The sequence below is a fragment of the Paracoccus sp. SSJ genome, assembly GCF_030234105.1.
Lineage (GTDB): Bacteria > Pseudomonadota > Alphaproteobacteria > Rhodobacterales > Rhodobacteraceae > Paracoccus > Paracoccus denitrificans.
The window spans coordinates 210,688-227,105 of sequence record NZ_JASSPE010000004.1 but is presented as its reverse complement, the minus strand read 5'-3'; the positions used below and the strand labels follow the sequence as shown (position 1 = coordinate 227,105).

Genomic DNA, 16,418 nt, shown 5'->3' with positions numbered 1-16,418 from the left:
AGAGCGTTGCACGGAGAGATGCCATGTCACTTCACCCGCGCACCGCCGCTGGCGTTGAAGTCGATGATGACATCCTTCCAGCGGTTGTATTTCTCGGGCGGCAGCTTGTAGCCGCCCTTTTCGCACATCAGGATCGCCCGGCGCGCGGCCTCATAGGCCTGTTTCGCCGCCGCATCCGAACCGCCGTCATGGCCGATCATGCGCAGCGAGCCCTTTTCGACCGTGCCGTCCGGGGCCATCGAGAACTGCACCGAAACCGTGGTCCGGCTGGCCTCGGTCGAGAGCGAGCCGCGGTTCCAGCATTGCTCGACCGCGACGCGGAAGCCATCCTTCTCGCCCTGGCTCAGCGGGGGGCCGCTGGCCGCCGCCCCGCCGCCGCCCGACCCGGCCGAGCCCTGGTCCTGCATCGCCTCTTTCAGTGCGGCCTGCTTGGCGGCCTCGGCGGCCTTGCGCTCGGCCTCGGCCTGTTCGCGGGCCTTGGCCTCGGCGGCAGCCTTCTCGGCCGCCTTCTTCTCGGCGGCGGCTTTTTCGGCCGCGGCCTTTTCCTCGGCTTCCTTGCGGGCCTTGGCCTCGGCGGCCTTCCGTTCCGCCTCGGCCTTTTCAGCAGCGGCCTTTTCGGCGGCAGCCTTCTCCGCAGCCGCTTTCTCCGCAGCCGCTTTCTCCGCAGCGGCGCGGCGTTCGGCCTCGGCCTTGCGCTCGGCAGCGCGTTTTTCCGCCGCGGCCTCCTCGGCGGCGGTCTTCTCGGCTGCCTGGGCAGCAGCCTGACGGCGCGCGCGCGCCTCGGCCTCTTCGGCCTTGCGGGCGGCTTCCGCGTCGGCGCGGCTGCGCTCGGCCTCGCGGCGTTCCTCGCGGGCGCGTTCTTCGGCGGCACGACGGGCGGCGGCCTCATCGGCCTTGGCGGCCGCGGCGCGTTCGGCGGCAGCCTCGGCCTCTTGCCGGGCCAGCAGTTGCTCGCGCTGGCGCGCAGCATCGGCGGCGGCGCGGCGGGCCTGGACGGCCTCGGCCAGCCCTTCGGGGCGACCGCGGGGGCGCGAGGATTCGACCGGCGCCAGCGCGGAACGCTGCGGAATCGGCGCCGGGGATTGCGGCTGCGCCGGGTTGCGCGCCGGATCGGGCCGGTCGCTGCTCTGCGGCAACGCCGCCAGTTCGACCGTATTCTCGGGCTCGGCAGGACGCGGCGCATCTGTCGCCACGGCGACGGGCCGGTTCGGGGTCTGGAAATCCGACAGGTCGGGTCGCGCCTCGGGCCGGTCCGAAGGCGTGGACAGTTCCGCCGCCTGCGCATCGGGGGCCGGGGGACTGACCGCCTCGACCTCGCCCAGCCGGTTCTCGTCGGCGGGCGGGCGCGGCTGCGCCGGCGTGGTCGCGGCGGCATCGGATACCGGCCCGCGTCCGGCGGCAGCGGCGGCCAGCGACTGGAACTCGGCCTCGGACATGGTGGCGACCTCGGCCATGCGCACCGCCTCCAGCGGCTGCGGCCGGAACAGCGCGCCGCCGACCAGCGCCGCGCCCAAAAGCCCGGCATGGGCAAAGCCCGAAACCCAGAAGCCGATGCGTTCCGCGCGGTCCATGGCTCAGCCGTCCGTGCCCGCGTCCATCCGCGGCCCGCCGGCCTCGGTCACCAGGACGATATTGTTGAAGCCCGCCGCGTTCAGCGCCCCCATCACCTGCATGATCCGCGCATAGGGGATCGAGCCGTCGGCGCGCAGATAGATCTTGTCGCTCTGCCGCTCGGCGGCGACGGCGCGCAGCCGGGTGACCAGCTCATCCTCGGGGACCTCGGTGGTCATGACCAAGATCGGCCCCTCGGGCGTGACCGAGACGCTCAGCGGCTCCTCGGGCTCGGCCGGCACGGCCTGCGCCGCGGTCTTGGGCAGTTCCAGCGGCACGCCCACGGTCAAGAGCGGCGCCGCCACCATGAAGATGATCAGCAGCACCAGCATCACGTCCACGAAGGGCGTGACGTTGATTTCCGCCATCGGCTGACTGCGGGCGCGGCCCTTGCCGTTGCGGCTGCGTTTGACGACCCCGGCACCCATCTTATTCGTCGTCCAGCTGGCGCGAGAGGATGGTCGAGAATTCGTCGGCGAAGGTCTCGTATCCCCCGGTGATGCGGTCGGCGTCCGAGCTGAGCTTGTTGTAGAAGATCACCGCCGGAATCGCCGCAAGCAGGCCAAGCGCCGTCGCCACCAGCGCCTCGGCGATGCCCGGCGCCACCACGGCAAGCGAGGTGTTCTGCGAGATGGCGATTTCCTCGAAGGCGGTCTTGATGCCCCAGACCGTGCCGAACAGCCCGATGAAGGGCGCGGTCGAGCCCACCGTGGCCAGGAAAGGCAGGCCGCGCGTCAATCGGTCGTTCTCGCGGTTGATGGTGACGTTCATGGCGCGGTCGATGCGCGCGGTCACGCCGGCGATCAGGTTGCCGTCGTCGCGATGGCTGCGGCGCCATTCGGCCATGCCCGCGGAAAAGATGCGCTCGGCCGGGCCCGAGGGCGTCTCGCCGATGCGGTCGTAGAGATCGTCCAGCGGCTGGCCCGACCAGAAGGCGCGGTCGAAGCGGTCCGCCTCGCGCCGGGCGGCGTTGAAGCTGATGAATTTCTGGATGATGATCGCCCAGGCCCAGAACGAGGCCAGGATCAGGATCACCATGACGATCTGGACCGTCAGCGAGGCGCGCGCGAACAGCGCGATAAGCGAGAAATCGACCGGCTGCCCGGCTCCGGCGAGTTGTTCCATGGAATTCGGCCTGTCCTTTGGGCCGCTGAGATGCGGCTTCTGCTAGAGCGCAGTTAGCAGAACCGCCCAGCGGAGCAACCCCGGGACGCGTCAATTCTGCGTCAATTGCCCGCGAGATCGGCCGCCGCAAGCCGCGCCGCCACCTCGGCCGGGATGCGCGCGGGCCGGCCGGCAGCCGTCAAGCAGGCCAGGGTAACGCGGGCCTGGAACAGCGTCCGGCCGTCGCGGACGATCGCCTGGTCCAGCACGATCCGCGCCGGGCTCAGCGCATGAAGCCGCGATTCGACGGCCAACAGGTCATCGAAACGGGCGGGCGACAGGTAGTCGGCCTCGACCCGGCGCACGGCAAAGACCAGCCCGGCACGCTGCAAGGCCGCCTGGTCGATGCCAAGTTCGCGCAGCCATTCCGACCGCGCGCGCTCGATGAACTTCAGGTAATTCGCATAATAGACGATCCCGGCAAGGTCGGTGTCCTCGTAATAGATGCGGATCGCGAAACAGTGCATGGCGGCCCCGGCTGGCAAGGGAAAGGTCAAGGCTGCAAGTCCCGGCAAGAATATTGAGTGGGGACCGGCATGCAAACGGTCATTGCCGCAGGCGCGCGGCAAGCCGCAGCGCATGCGAGGGATCGGTCGCCACGGCCGGCATCACCGGGTCATAGGCGGCGCGGATCAGCGCCGCCAGCTCCTGCGTCGGCGTGACGTCGCGGGCAAAGCTCAGCATGGCGCGCACGGCGACGGTCTCGGCCAGCTGGCCCGGATGCGCCTCGGCCAGCCGCCCGCCCATGTTCACGAAGCCGATGCAGGCCCGGATGGCACCGTCGGCGTCAAAGCGGAACAGCCGATACTGGTCGGCATCGCTGCCCTGCAGCCGCTCGGCCAGGCCGGGCTGGCCGGTCAGCCGGTCGAGATCGGGCAGGTCGCGCAATTCCTGCCAGCCGCGCAGGAAAAAGGTCATCATGTTCGCGCCCATCTCGGGATCGGTCTCGGCGATCGGATGGCGGGCATGGGCCAGCACCGCACGAAGAGCGTCGCGAAACACCGCCAGGCTGTCGTCGGCCAGGCCGAAGATGACCGGCGCCACCGGCCGCCCCCAGCGTGCGCAAAGATAGCGCCCGTCGCGGGTGAACAGGCCGGCAATGGCTTCAGGAGTCAGGGTGGTCTGCGTCATGCCGCGACCTTAGCCCGGCCCAGCAGCGGAAGAAAGCGCCGCCGTCCGATCCTTTATGCGGGCGAGCCGAGAAGCTGGTCCTTCAGGCTGACCGAGGACACGGGCGGAAGATCGAAATTCAGCTCCGCCTCCAGATGGCGCAGGTGCTCATCGGTCAGGCGCAGCAGCAATTCCTCGTCGCGGGCCATCAGGGCATCGACGATTCCGACATGGTCGTCGCAGTTCGAGCAAGCATGTTTCGCACTGGGATACATACCCAGGATCAGGGTGCTGCGCATGGTCAGCTCGGCCAGGAAGCGTTCCAGCACGCGGTTGCCGGAAAGCCGCGCAAGATACATGTGGAACTGCTGCGACAGCCGCAACTCGGCCGGCTTGTCCCGGCGCGCCCGCGCCTCGGTCTCGGCGGCGATATTGGCACGCAGATAGGCGACATCCTCGTCACGCACCCGGGCGACGGCCTGACGGGCAATGGTCCGCTCGATCGCGCGGCGGGCCTGGAATATCTCGCGCGCCTCCTGCGCCGAAGGGGTGACGACGAAGGCGCCGCGATTGGGACGCAGCTCGACGACCTGCTTGGCAGCCAGAGAGGCCAGCGCGCGCCGGACATTCGCACGGTTGCAATTGAACAGCTCGCTCAGCGCCTGCTCGCCCAGCTTTGCCCCGGCGGGAAGGCGCTGCTCGGAAATCGCGTTCAGGACCGCATCGACAATCTGGCTTTCGGGCTGGGCGTCCATCTGCGTTCTGTTTTTCTTTCTTATCGACCCCCGGAAATTACCGGCAAATCCCGGGGCAGGCAACCGCCGCCACGAAATCCGTTGACTTGATGACAATCTTTGTTAACAATCTTTGTTAACATAAATGGAGGTAGTGGTGGAAATCCTGGTCGTCAATCCGAACTCGACCCAGTCAATGACCGACAAGATCGTCGAGGCCGCCCGCGCGGTCGCCAGCCCCGGGACGGTGATCCATGGCGCCACCGCCGCCGGTGCGCCCGCCAGCATCGAAGGGCATTACGACGAGGCGATGTCCCTGCCCGGCCTGATGGCGCGGGTCCGCGAAGCCGAGGCGAAGGGAATCGACGGCATCGTCGTCGCCTGCTTCGACGATCCGGGCATCGCCGCCTGCCGCGAACTGGCCAGCGGCCCGGTGCTGGGCATCTGCGAGGCCGCGGTAAAGGCGGCCAGCATGCTGGCGACCTCGTTTTCCGTCGTGACCACGCTGCCGCGCTCGGTCCCGGTGATCGAGCACCTGATCCACGGCTACGGCATGTCGCATCAATGCCGCCGCGTGCGTTCGGCGGCGATCCCGGTGCTGGCGCTGGAGGAGCCCGGCTCGAACGCACGCATCAAGGTGCGCGACGAAATCCTGTGCGCCATCCGCGAGGACCGCTGCGAAGCCGTGGTTCTGGGCTGCGCCGGCATGGCCGACCTGACGGCCTGGCTCAGCGAGGAAACCGGCATTCCCGTCATCGACGGCGTCAGCGTCGCGACCCGCATGATCGAGGCGCTGGTGGGCGCGGGACTGAAGACCAGCAAGATCAACGCCTACGCTTTCCCCAACGAAAAATAGGGAAGCACGAAAGGGAGGAGGACTGACGATGACAACTCACGAGATGGCGCCCGACAGCGCCGTGATCGAACACAAGGCGGTCGGCGAGGAAAGCCTGGCCCCGCAGGAAGCCCGCATCATGGACCCCTGGTCCTACCTGTTCGCCTGGCTGGGCGGATGCGTCTCGATCGGGACCTTCACCGTCGGCTCGGGGCTGGTGGGAACGCTGAACCTGCTTCAGACCTTCGTGGCCATCACCATCGGCTGCACCGTGATCGGCGTGGCGCTGATGATCAACGGGCAGGCGGGCCACAAGTACGGCATCCCCTTCATGGTGCAGGCCAGATCCTCTTTCGGCTTTACCGGGACGCGAATCCCGGCGCTGGTGCGCTCGGTCCCGGCAATCGTCTGGTTCGGCTTTCAAAGCTGGATCGGCGCAGGGGCGCTGAACCTCGTGTCCGAAACCATGTTCGGCTATTCCAATATCTGGGCGTTCTTCATCGGCTTCCAGCTTTTGCAGATCGGCCTGTCGGTGCTGGGTTTCCATGGCATCAAATGGCTGGAAAACATCGGCGCGGTCTTCATCATCGGCTCGCTGATCTACATGTTCTTCAGCGTCATCAATCGCTATGGCGCCGAGATCAGCGCCAATCTGATCAATGCCGAAGGCACCTGGGGCGCACCCTTCTGGGGCGGCACGATGCTGTTTCTTGGCGTGTATTCGACGATGATGCTGAACGTATCGGACTATTCGCGCGAATTGCAGCATCGCGTAGGGCGGATGCGGCAGGTGGTGATCTATGCCAACTCGATCCTGCCTGCGACGCTGTTCATGGGCCTGATCGGGCTGATGGTGTCCAGCGCGACCGGCGAGGTCGATCCGATCAAGGTCTTTTCCAGCGCCGTGGACAACAAGGTGCTGCTGGTCGTGACGCTGCTGTTCATCGCCTTCGCGCAGGTGACGACGAACATCCTCAACAACGTCGTCCCGCCCGCCTATGCGCTGATGGACGTGTTCAAGATCAACTTCAAGACCTCGGCGGTGATCGTCGGCCTGCTGGCCTTCGTCACCTTCCCGTGGGAACTGGTCAAGGACGAATCGGCGGCGGGCCTGAGCCTGTTCATCCGCACCTATTCCGCCTTCCTCGGCCCGATCTTCGCGATCCTGGTGGTGGATTACTTCGTACTGCGCAAGCAGCAACTGAACCTCGAAAAGCTCTATGATCCCGAAGGCCCCTACAAGGGCGTCAACATGGCCGCCGTCATCGCCATGGGCGTCGGGATCGTCTTCGCGCTGATCTTCTCGGGCATCTCGTGGTATGCGAGCCTGCTGCCCTCGGGGATCCTCTATTATCTGCTGATGCAGCACCTGCCCTCGGCGCAGCGTTTCCGGGAGAATTGAGCCATGACCGACATCACCGGACGCGCCCGGCGCTGGGCGCTGGCAGCCGGCTGCGCCATGGGCCTGCTGTCGGGCCAGGCCCCGGCCCAGGACGCAGGCAGGATCATCGTGCTGATCAACCCGAACTCGAACGAGGGCGCGACGCAATCCATGGCAGAACTGGCGCAAGCCGAGGTCGGGGACGCCGCCACGGTCGAGGGGCGCAGCAATGCCGGCGCCCCGGCCCTGCTGACCACGCCCGAGGACATGGCCAATGCCGTCCCCGGCGTGGTCGCCGTCGGCACCGAGGCGGCATCGGACCCGCGCGTGGCGGCGCTGATCGTCTCGGCCTTCAGCGATCCCGGCCTGCCAGAACTGCGCGAGGCGGTCGACATCCCGGTCTTCGGCATCGGAGAGGAGGTCTTTCACGAGGCCGCCCGCGATGGCCGGCCCTTCGGCATCGTGACGGTGACGCCGGACGAGGATCTGATCGAGTCCTTCCGCCAGAAGGCGGCCTCGCTCGGCTACGAGGCGCAATATCGCGGCGTCCGGGTCACGCCGGGCGATCCGGCAGAACTGGTGCAGGATCCCGACCGACTGGACGCCGCGCTGGCCGAGGCGGTCAGGCAATCGGTTGCCGAGGACGGCGCCGAGGCGGTCATCATGGGCGGCGGTCCGCTTTCGGCCTCCGCCATCCGGCTGCAGCCGCAATTCGAGCAGCCGCTGGTGGTCGCGGTCAACGCCGCCGCCCGCGCCGCGGCGCAAAGGATCGCTGCCCCGGACTGAACCGCCGTCACGAATGCGGCAGTCCGCCACGCACCCAGCCCGGTGCGTGGCGGACGCTTTTCTCATCCGGCAAATCGTGCGGAAGCTCCGGCACCCCGCCGGGCCGCAAGGGAAAAGCGCGGCCCGATCACCCCTTCACCACCAGCGCCGCCCCGCTGACGATCGAGAAGATCAGCACCGCCAGTCGCAATGCCGGACCGTTGATGCGGGAATGCACGCGGCGCGACAGCCCGCTGCCGATCAGGACCGCCGGTATCAGCAGCAGCGCCGCAAGCGCCTGATCCTGCCCGATCCGCCCCGCAATCAGCAGGATGACCAGCGAGATCACCTCGCCGACCAGAAAGCAGGCCGCGACGGTCGAGCGCAGCACCGGGCCGGAGGAATGCTGATACAGCAACGCCAGCGGCGGGCCGCCGATGCCGGTCGCGGTTTCCGTCACGCCGGTGAACAGCCCGACGCCCAGCGACGCTTGCGGGCGCGGCGAAAAGGGCGGCGAAAGCAGCGCAACCACCGCGGCCAGCACGGTCAGCAGGCCCACCGCGATCTCGAGCTGCCGCACCGACAGCGCGACCAGCACCGCCATGCCCAGGAAGGTGCCGAAGAAGCGCCCCACCGTGATCCAGCTCGCCCCGCGCCGGTCGATCGAGGCCCGCTCGCGCCAGGCGACCAGGAAATTCAGCGGCAGCATCAGGATCAGCAGCGTCACGGGCAGGTAGCTTGCATCGATAAGGCCGAAGATCGGCGCCATGATCAGGGCAAAGCCGATGCCGACCGCGCCCTGGACGAAGGCAGAGGCGCCGACCAGCAGCGACAGGGCCAGAAAGACGGAAAGTGTCACGCATGCCTCGTTGCGATCAGGCTGTCGGCCGTGGGATGGATACGCTGGATCGGCGCGGCGGCGGTGGCCGGGGCGGCAAGTTCCCGAATCTCGGCCATCAGGGCGCGCGCGTCCCAGTCGACCGGCCAGCCCTGTACCATCCGCAACCGGCCATTCGTGAACACCGCGTCGATCTGGTCGCGGTTGCCATAACGCACCAGTTCCCAGGACAGGTCGTGCGAGGGGGTGAATTCGGGGCGGTCCAGATCGACCAGCAGGAAATCGGCGGCCAATCCTTCGGCGATGCGCCCGGTCACGGCGGAAAGCCCGCTGGCATCGGCCGCCATCCGCGTCGCTGCATCCAGCCACAGCCAGCCCCCGCCGCAGGAACTGTCGCCCGAGGCGAGGCCGTAGCCCACGCGCTGCATGGTCTCGGCCGCATCCATCAGCCGGAAGCCGTCGGCGCGGGTGCCGTCGGTGCCCAGCCCGAAGCGGATGCCAAGCGCCTGCATCTGCAACGCGGGCGCAACCGCATTGCCCTTCCAGACCGAGGCGACGGGGTTGTAGGCAACGGCAGTGCCGGTATCGCGCAGCAGGTTCAGCTCGGACGGCGTGACCAGCGTGGAATGCGCGATCAGCGTCTGCGGGCCCAGCGCGCCGACATGGGCCAGATGCTCCAGCGGGCGGCGGCCGTTCGCGACCAGCGAGCGTTCGACCGCCACCAGATGCTCGTTCACATGGGTCTGGAAGGTAACGCCCGCCCCCGCCGCCATCTGCGATATGTCGCGCAGCATCGCGTCGCTGGCCACCTCGGGGATCGAGATCGCCAGCGAGGCATGGATCAGCGGATCGCCCTGGTAGGTGGCCAGATGCGCCTCGGCCCGGCGCAGGATCTCGGCACGCTCGGGCACCTGCGCCGCGCCGCCCAGGTCGTTGCAGATCTGCGCGACGACCAGCCGCAGCCCGGCCTCGCGCGAGGCCTGGACCAGCTTGCCGATATGCCCGGCCGAGCGGGTGCCGGCGTCGACCGCCGTCGTGAAGCCGCCGCGCAGGCATTCCAGCGCCGCCAGCTTCGAGGACAGATAGACCATATGCTCGTCCAGGCTGCCCTCCAGCGGCACCCAGATGCGGCGAAAGATCTCGGAGGGCTCGCCAAAGACCAGCGACTTGCCCAGCGATTGCGTCAGGTGGGTGTGGGTGTCGATGAAGCCCGGCATCATCAGGTGGCCGGGCATCTCGGCCAGCCGCGCCGCCGGATGGCGCGCGCGCAATGCGGCGCGCTCGCCGATCTCGGCAAAGCGGCCGTCACGCAGCAGCACGGCCATGTCGGATTGCGGCCCATGGCCCAGCAGCAGGCGGCCCGGCGCGACGATCAGGTCATCGGTCGCGGCGAAGGTCCGGCGCAGGTCGGTCATCAGGCATGCTCCTTGTGGTCGAGAGAGTTCGGCGCCTTGAACTGGAAGAGCGCGTTGACCACCGCCGCCGTGATCGTGCCCATGGCCAGCCCGTTGCCCAGGATCATCTGCGACCATTGCGGGAACTGGCTGTAGATGCCGGGCACCAGGATCGGCATCAGCCCCATCGCCAGCCCCGAGGCCAGGGTGAACATCGCCCCGTGCTCGCGCAGATCGACGCGGCTGAGGACATGGATGCCGATCACCCCGATGATCGAGAAGACGATGACCGCCGTGCCGCCGACGACCGGCCCGGGCAGCACGCTTGCCAGCCGCGAGATCGGCGCGATCAACGCGATCAGGACGAGGATCACCCCCGCCATGGCCGTGACATAGCGCGAGCGCACGCCCGTCGCGCGGACGATGCCCACGTTCTCGCCCGAGGTGATGATCAGCGAGGTGCCGAACATGCCCCCCAGGAGCGACATCGCCGCATCGCCCCGGATGGTGCGCGGCACGATGGCATGGGCGTCGCCCTTACGGTCCACGATCTCGGCGGTGGCGATGGTCTGGCCGGTCGCCTCGGCCATCGAGATGATGGAAAAGATGATCAGCGGCAGCGCGGCGATGACGTCGAATTTCGGCATCCCGAACGGAAACGGCTGCGGCACCGCGATGAACGAGCCCTGCATCACGCCCGTCATGTCCAACCGGCCCAGGGCCGCGGCCAGCAGCGTGCCCGCGATCAGCCCCAGCATCACCGAGATGCGCTGCAGGGTGCCGGTGAAGATGCGCGAGAAGATCACCGTCAGCGCGATGGTCGCCAGCGCCAGCCCGACATTGACCGGATCGGCAAAATCCGCGCTGCCCGAGCGGCCGGTGATCGTGCCGCCATAGATCTTGACCAGGTTCACCGCCACCAGCAGCAGCATGGTGCCGACCACGATGGGCGGGAAAAAGCGCAGCAGCCGGCGAAAGACCGGCAAGGCCAGGAAATAGAACGCCCCCGTCATCAGCACCGAACCGACGGCGGTCTGCACGTCGGTCTGGTTGGCGATGGCCAGAAAGATCGCGATGGGGGCGCCGCCGGGCACCATGATGAAGGGCAGGCGCGCGCCGAAACCGGCCGTCCCGAAGCTTTGCAGGATCGAGCCGATGCCGCAGACAAGAAACGTCGCGCTGATGATCGAGACGGTCAGCGCCGAATCGAAGCCCAGCGTCTGCGCGACCAGGAATACCGCCGTGATCGGCGATGCGGCCATCACCAGCACATGCTGAAAGCCATAGAGAATCAGGTCCTTGAGCGGCAGGACCTCATCGACCGGATCGGTTGGGGTTCTTTGCGATGTCATGTGTCTTCCCTGTTGCTGGGTGGGTGTTTGCATTCATGCAAATCGTTTTGCTTCCCCACGATTAGCACGTCTTTCGATTCGTGCAAATCGTTTTGTCATGCTAGACTGCCCACAAACGGGGAATGAGGACGGTTTGAGCAAGCCCACCATCTCGGATCTGGCCAGGGCGGCGGGGGTGTCGGTCACCACCGTTTCGCATGCCTTCAGCGGCCGGCGGCGCGTGGACCCCGAAACCAGCAAGCGCATCCACGCGCTGGCGGAACAGATGGGTTATCATCCCAGCAGCATGGCGCGCGCCCTGCGCAGCGGGCGGACCGGGACCATCGCACTGGCCTCGTCCATGCCCTTCGCCGTCGCGGCCGGACCGTCGCGGCTGGGCTTTCTGATGGAGATCGCGGCCTCTGCGGCCATCTCGGCCCTGACCCGCGACCTGGCGCTGTGCCTGATCCCCCCGCATCCCGCCGGGAAAGGCTATGCTTCGGTCGGGTTCGACGGCGTGATCCTGGTCGAGCCGATGCGCGACGACCCGCTGGTCGCCCATTTCGAGCAGCGCAAGACCCCCATCGTCTCGGTCGGGACGGTGCCCGGCCGGCCCGACATTCCCGCCGTGGACATGCGCTCGGGCGAGACGGCCTCGATGCTGCTGGACCACCTGGCCCGGCAGGGGTGCCGCCACATCGCCGCGCTGATCGGCTCGGCCCCGCGGACCAGCCAGATCGAGGCCGAGGCAGCCTTTCGCACCCTGGCCGCGTCCTCGGACAGGCTGCTGAAGCTGAGCGAAGAGGAAGGCGAGGAGATCGGCTATCGCGAGACGCTGCGGCTGTTGCGCGACGATCCCTCGATCGACGGGATATTCGCCGCCGTCGACGCCTTTGCCAGCGGCGCGGTCCGGGCGGCGCATGAACTGGGACGGGTGATTCCCGATCAATTGCGCATCGTGACCCGCTATGACGGGCTCAGGGCCAAGCTGTCCCAGCCCCCCCTGACGGCTGTCGACCTGCACCTGCCAGCAGTCGCCGAGGCGGCGGTCCATCTGCTGTTTGACCGCATCGAGGGCACCAGCAGGACGGTCGCGGCGGAACTGCCGGAGCTGGTCGTCCGGCAATCTACGGCCGTCTGCTAGGCTTTCGACCCCGCCAGCTGGCGCAGGCGCCGGGATCGGCCGATGGTTCCGCCGGATTCCCTGCGCCACCGACGGCGGCAGCAGGCTGCCCGGGCACCCCGATCAGCGCCGCCATCACCGTGGGGCGGGGGTGTCCGGCTCGACCCGGATCCGGCGGCGCTTGGCGTCGGATTCCGGCGGCAGGCCGCGATGAAAGGCAAGCTCCGGCAATTGGCAGCCCATCTGCCGTGCCAGCCCCGCCAGGCTGGCCCCCAGCGCCGTATCGGCCCCCGATGCGGCATCATCCAGCCAGATATGCAGCCCCCTGCCGCGCTGGATCACCCGATAGTCGCGCAAAGGCTGGGGCAGGCAGGCAATGGCGGTTCGGATCGCCTCGGACGTGACCATGCGCGGCCCCGCGGCCGAGGCCCACCACAGGATATCGTCCTCGCGCCCCTCGATGCGGGCGATGCGCTGGCTGGCGCAGCCGCAAGGGCAAGGGTCGGGATCGGGGATCAGCACGTCATCCAGACGATGGTTCAGGATCGGCAGGCTTTCACGCGTAAAGTCGTGGATGACCGGGCAGAAGGCGCCCGTCGCCCGATCGATCACGTCGCGGTCGATGCGCAGCCAGCGCTCGTTCAGATGCAGGTTGCCCGCCCGGCAGGTCATCGCCAGAACGCCCTCGGTCGCCTGATAGACCTGATCGACGCGGATGCGGAAGGCTTGCCCGATCAGCGCCGCGTCGTCGGGCGACAGCGTCTCGGCCACCGAGATCACCCGCCGCGGCGACAGGGAAATCCGGCCGGCCACCTGCCGCTCGGCCAACATTGCCAGAATCCGTGCAGGCGCGATCAGCACGCTGGGATTTAGCCCGGCCAGCGCTGAAAGGTGTTCCTCGAACGGCAACAGCAGGTCGAAGAACTCGAAGCGGACCAGCGCATTCGACAGGCTGCGATAAAGCGTGTTGTCGGCACGCATGAAGAACGCCACGCGCTGGCGGCGCCACAGCTCCGGCCAATAGCGCCCCAGCATGATCGCGGCCCACAGCCGCCTTTCGCGCGGCGTCGCCAGAAACAGGCCGCGCTGTCCCGAGGTGCCGGTCGACAGCCCGACCGAGACCTCGCCGATCAGCGGGCGGAAGTCGCGGCCGGTCTCGGCGCGGATGGCGGTCCGCATCGCCGTGTCATGGTCGATGCCGCAGGTGTTGATGGCCGAGAAATTCGCCATCAACCGGGCCTTGTCCATGCGCGGCAGATCTTCCAGCGGCAGTTCGGCCATGCCGCGATAGAAGGGCGAGCGCGGCATGACCTGCGCGCGGAACCGGCGAAAGGCGGCGGCGTGATGCGCCTCGATTTCGGCGCGAGAGGCGAAGCCGCGCCCATAGCGGCTGTGCAGGAATGCGGTCAGGCTCATCTGGCGGTCTCGGGGCAATGCGACGGGTCGATGGTGATGTCGGGGCGGCGCTGCATCAGCGCGCGCAGCCGGGCGAAGGTCCGGCGATAGGCGGCGGCATCGCCCAGGCGCGCCAGCACCGGGCCGGGCGGCAGGCGATCCTGGCGCAGCATGGCGCGGCCATAGGCGGCATCGGCGACCAGAAAGCGCGCGGCCTCGGGCAGCCACAGCCCCATCTGCCCGGTGCCGTGGCCCGGCAAGGGCACCGCGATCAGGCGACCGTCGCCCAAAAGATCACGGCCTTGCGGAAATTCGGGCAGGCCCGTCGGGATCGCCGGGCGCGCCTCGACCGGCTGCGGATCGTGCGCCAGGATCGCGTCGCGCAAAAGCGGCGGGCAGGCGGCGCGAATACTCGCCAGATCGCCAAGCGCATGCAGCTCGGCGATCGCCTCGGCCGAGGCCATGACCGGAATGCCGGCGGGCAGGTCGATCAGCCCGGCGCTGTGATCGGCATGCATATGCGTCAGGAACACCAGATCCGGCAGGCGCGGCAATCGGCGCAGCAACTGTTCCTGCGCCGGCAGCCGGACCGGGGTCAGCCAGCGATACAGCCGGGCCGGAAAGCGGCGCGTCGCCGTGAAAAACGCGGGGCCATAGCCGGTATCGACCAGGACGCAGGCGCTTTCGGTTTCGATCAGCGTCGCCAGCGCCGGGAAAGTGGCGCCACCCAAGCCGGGCAGCCCCGCGCCCCAGGCGGGGGCGCGGCACTCGCCGATCTTCAGCGTGGTCAGGCGAAGCATTCGGCCACCCCCTCCTCGAAACCGACCTGCGGCCGATAGCCCAGATCCCGGCGCGCGGCCGAGATATCCAGCGTCAGGCTGCTGCCCAGCGACGCCACGGCCTGCAAGGTCAGCCGCGGCTCGGCTCCGCCCCGCATCCTTGCCAGCCCCTCCGACGCCCCGGCCAGCCAGCGCGCCAGACCATGCGGCAGCGGCAGGCTGCGCACCGGCAGCCCGCTGCGGCGCGCAATGATCTCGACCAGGTCGCGGAACCGGAAAGCCTCGCCCGAGGTGATGTTCCACACGCCCCCGCGCGGCCCCGATGCGGCAAGGATCATCCCCCGAGCCGCATCGTGCCGATGCGTCAGGTCGATCAGCGCCCGCCCGCCCCGGATCATCGGCAAGCGGCCGTGCCGCATGGCGTCGATCACACGCGGCAGCAGTGCGCGGTCGTGGCGGCCGTAGATGGCGCGGGGGCGGATCGCCGTGCAGATCATGGCGCCGGCATGGCCCAGCACCATCCGCTCGGCGGCCCGCTTGCTTTCGGCATAAAGCGACAGCGGGCGCACCGGCAGCGGCGCATCCTCGGCCACGTCCAGCCTGTCAGTGCCGTCGGCATAGATGCTGGGCGAGGATGCAAGGACAAAGCGCTTGACCCCTGCCCCCTCGGCCGCATCCAGCAATCGCCGCGTCGCCAGCACGTTGGCGGCATGGAACTCGTCCCTCGTGCCCCAGGCCGAGCTGCGCGCGGCACAGTGAAAGACCACGTCGATGCCATCCAGCAGCGGTGCCAGGCCGGCGCTGGCCAGATCCGCGGCGCGAAAGCCGGGCAGCGCCACGGGCTGGCGCGCGGTGGTGCCGACATCCCAGCCATGGGCCGACAACTGCTCGACCAATGCGCGGCCCAGGCAGCCGCTGGCCCCTGTCACCAGCGCCCGCATCAGAACCGCACCATCATGCCGCCGACCGAAATCCCGGCCGAGGTGCCCATCAGCAGCGCGACATCCCCGCGCACCAGCCGCCCCGAGCGCACCGCATGATCCAGCGCCGTCGGGATCGAGGCGGCGATCTGATTGCCGGTGCGGGCAAAGATGTCGATCACGCGGCCGGGCGGCAGCCACAGGTTGCGGGCCGCGTGCTGCAGGGCCTGCGCACTGGCCTGATGCGGAATGATGCAGCCGATGCCCGCCAGCCCCACCCCGGCCTTTTGCAGCAGTCTTTGCAGAAAGCGCGGCAGATAGCGCGAGGCAAGCTTGAACGCCTTGCCGCCGTCCATGCGAAAGCGGTCCTCGCCCGGGGCGATGCCGCGCGCCGGATTGACGCGCGTTCCGCCAGCCGCCAGCACGCAGGCGTCATGGCCATGGGCATAGGTCTGGAAATCATGCGCCAGCACCGCGCCCTTGCCCCCCGCCTCGACGACCACCGCCGCAGCGCCGTCGCCAAAGATCGCGGCGGCCTCGGGCCGGTTCCAGTCCAGCCCGACCGAGGCGATGTCCGACGAAAACACCAGCGCCCGCCGCACCCGGCCGCATTGGACATGCAGCGCCGCAAGGTCCAGCGCCTGAAGGAAGCTGAGGCAGGTCGCATTCACGTCGAACGCCGCGATCCCCGAACGACCCAGCCCCAGGCGGTCCTGCACCAGCGTCGCGGTCGAGGGGATCGGCTGCTCCATCACCCCGCATGCGCCAAGGATCAGGTCCAGGTCCTGCGGCCCGCAGCCCGCCATCTCCATCGCGCGGCGCGCCGCCTCGGCCCCCATGAACGAGTTGGTCTCCTCGGGCATGGCGACATGGCGGCGGGCGATGCCGAAACGCGCTTCGCATTCGCCCCGCGCCCAGCCCATGCGGTCGTCGATATCGGTCGAGTTCAGCACCGTGGCAGGCAGGTAGCTGCCGGTCCCGGTAATCGTGAGGTTGATCGAAGGCATCTTGGGGCACCATTATTGAACAATGTTCACT

General features: G+C 68.4%; 17 protein-coding genes. 4 read left to right on the top strand and 13 right to left on the bottom strand.

Going from position 1 to position 16,418, the window contains the following annotated elements:
* Positions 1–26: 26 nt before the first annotated feature.
* The 6 genes from tolA to QPR87_RS06310 all read right to left on the bottom strand — a co-directional run bounded on the left by tolA (position 27) and on the right by QPR87_RS06310 (position 4,640).
* The gene (gene tolA / locus QPR87_RS06335; RefSeq protein ID WP_285048785.1) at positions 27–1,571 is read right to left on the bottom strand and encodes a cell envelope integrity protein TolA; all 1,545 of its coding nucleotides are present in this window, start codon (positions 1,569–1,571) and stop codon (positions 27–29) included.
* Between the two features lie 3 nt (positions 1,572–1,574).
* Positions 1,575–2,039: an ExbD/TolR family protein gene (locus tag QPR87_RS06330; protein ID WP_011747029.1), complete on the bottom strand. Its 465-nt coding sequence runs from the start codon at positions 2,037–2,039 to the stop codon at positions 1,575–1,577.
* A gap of 1 nt (position 2,040) precedes the next feature.
* Positions 2,041–2,736 (bottom strand): protein TolQ, encoded by a 696-nt coding sequence (gene tolQ, locus QPR87_RS06325; RefSeq protein ID WP_011747028.1) that lies wholly within the window; start codon positions 2,734–2,736, stop codon positions 2,041–2,043.
* Positions 2,737–2,837: 101 nt separating this feature from the next.
* Entirely contained in the window at positions 2,838–3,242 is a 405-nt protein-coding gene (gene ybgC / locus QPR87_RS06320; protein WP_285048784.1) for a tol-pal system-associated acyl-CoA thioesterase, read from the bottom strand.
* Positions 3,243–3,321: 79 nt separating this feature from the next.
* A complete protein-coding gene (locus QPR87_RS06315; RefSeq protein ID WP_011747026.1) occupies positions 3,322–3,906 on the bottom strand; it encodes a hypothetical protein in 585 nt (194 codons plus the stop codon).
* Between the two features lie 53 nt (positions 3,907–3,959).
* Positions 3,960–4,640 (bottom strand): GntR family transcriptional regulator, encoded by a 681-nt coding sequence (locus QPR87_RS06310; protein ID WP_011747025.1) that lies wholly within the window; start codon positions 4,638–4,640, stop codon positions 3,960–3,962.
* 136 nt (positions 4,641–4,776) lie between these two features.
* Here QPR87_RS06310 and QPR87_RS06305 point away from each other — a divergent pair, with 136 nt between their 5' ends.
* From QPR87_RS06305 to QPR87_RS06295, 3 genes are read left to right on the top strand one after another with little or no spacing between them, the layout of a single operon-like run.
* Positions 4,777–5,475 (top strand): aspartate/glutamate racemase family protein, encoded by a 699-nt coding sequence (locus QPR87_RS06305; protein ID WP_285048783.1) that lies wholly within the window; start codon positions 4,777–4,779, stop codon positions 5,473–5,475.
* 28 nt (positions 5,476–5,503) lie between these two features.
* Entirely contained in the window at positions 5,504–6,856 is a 1,353-nt protein-coding gene (locus tag QPR87_RS06300; RefSeq protein ID WP_011747023.1) for an NCS1 family transporter, read from the top strand.
* 3 nt (positions 6,857–6,859) lie between these two features.
* A complete protein-coding gene (locus QPR87_RS06295; protein ID WP_011747022.1) occupies positions 6,860–7,621 on the top strand; it encodes an aspartate/glutamate racemase family protein in 762 nt (253 codons plus the stop codon).
* A 127-nt stretch (positions 7,622–7,748) separates the two neighbouring features.
* Here QPR87_RS06295 and QPR87_RS06290 read toward each other — a convergent pair whose 3' ends face one another.
* From QPR87_RS06290 to QPR87_RS06280, 3 genes are read right to left on the bottom strand one after another with little or no spacing between them, the layout of a single operon-like run.
* Positions 7,749–8,459: a sulfite exporter TauE/SafE family protein gene (locus QPR87_RS06290; protein ID WP_011747021.1), complete on the bottom strand. Its 711-nt coding sequence runs from the start codon at positions 8,457–8,459 to the stop codon at positions 7,749–7,751.
* Positions 8,456–9,853, bottom strand: coding sequence for an amidohydrolase family protein (locus QPR87_RS06285; RefSeq protein WP_285048782.1), 1,398 nt, complete (start codon positions 9,851–9,853; stop codon positions 8,456–8,458). The genes QPR87_RS06290 and QPR87_RS06285 overlap by 4 nt, the downstream gene beginning before the upstream one ends.
* A complete protein-coding gene (locus QPR87_RS06280) occupies positions 9,853–11,184 on the bottom strand; it encodes a uracil-xanthine permease family protein (RefSeq protein ID WP_285048781.1) in 1,332 nt (443 codons plus the stop codon). Before QPR87_RS06280 ends, QPR87_RS06285 begins: the two co-directional genes overlap by 1 nt.
* Before the next feature lie 133 nt (positions 11,185–11,317).
* Between QPR87_RS06280 and QPR87_RS06275 the strand changes: the two genes are divergently transcribed.
* Complete coding sequence (locus QPR87_RS06275; protein WP_285048780.1) at positions 11,318–12,307, top strand: substrate-binding domain-containing protein; 990 nt, start codon at positions 11,318–11,320, stop codon at positions 12,305–12,307.
* A gap of 114 nt (positions 12,308–12,421) precedes the next feature.
* On the opposite strand, the gene QPR87_RS06270 is transcribed toward QPR87_RS06275, so the two are convergent.
* From QPR87_RS06270 to QPR87_RS06255, 4 genes are read right to left on the bottom strand one after another with little or no spacing between them, the layout of a single operon-like run.
* Positions 12,422–13,702, bottom strand: coding sequence for a F390 synthetase-related protein (locus QPR87_RS06270; RefSeq protein ID WP_285048779.1), 1,281 nt, complete (start codon positions 13,700–13,702; stop codon positions 12,422–12,424).
* On the bottom strand, positions 13,699–14,481 hold the full coding sequence (locus QPR87_RS06265) for an MBL fold metallo-hydrolase (RefSeq protein ID WP_285048778.1): 783 nt from the start codon (positions 14,479–14,481) through the stop codon (positions 13,699–13,701). Before QPR87_RS06265 ends, QPR87_RS06270 begins: the two co-directional genes overlap by 4 nt.
* Entirely contained in the window at positions 14,469–15,401 is a 933-nt protein-coding gene (locus QPR87_RS06260) for an NAD-dependent epimerase/dehydratase family protein (protein ID WP_285048777.1), read from the bottom strand. The genes QPR87_RS06265 and QPR87_RS06260 overlap by 13 nt, the downstream gene beginning before the upstream one ends.
* Positions 15,401–16,387 carry a 3-oxoacyl-[acyl-carrier-protein] synthase III C-terminal domain-containing protein gene (locus tag QPR87_RS06255; protein ID WP_285048776.1) on the bottom strand — a complete coding sequence of 329 codons (987 nt, stop codon included), beginning with the start codon at positions 16,385–16,387 and terminating at the stop codon, positions 15,401–15,403. Before QPR87_RS06255 ends, QPR87_RS06260 begins: the two co-directional genes overlap by 1 nt.
* Positions 16,388–16,418 lie beyond the last annotated feature (31 nt).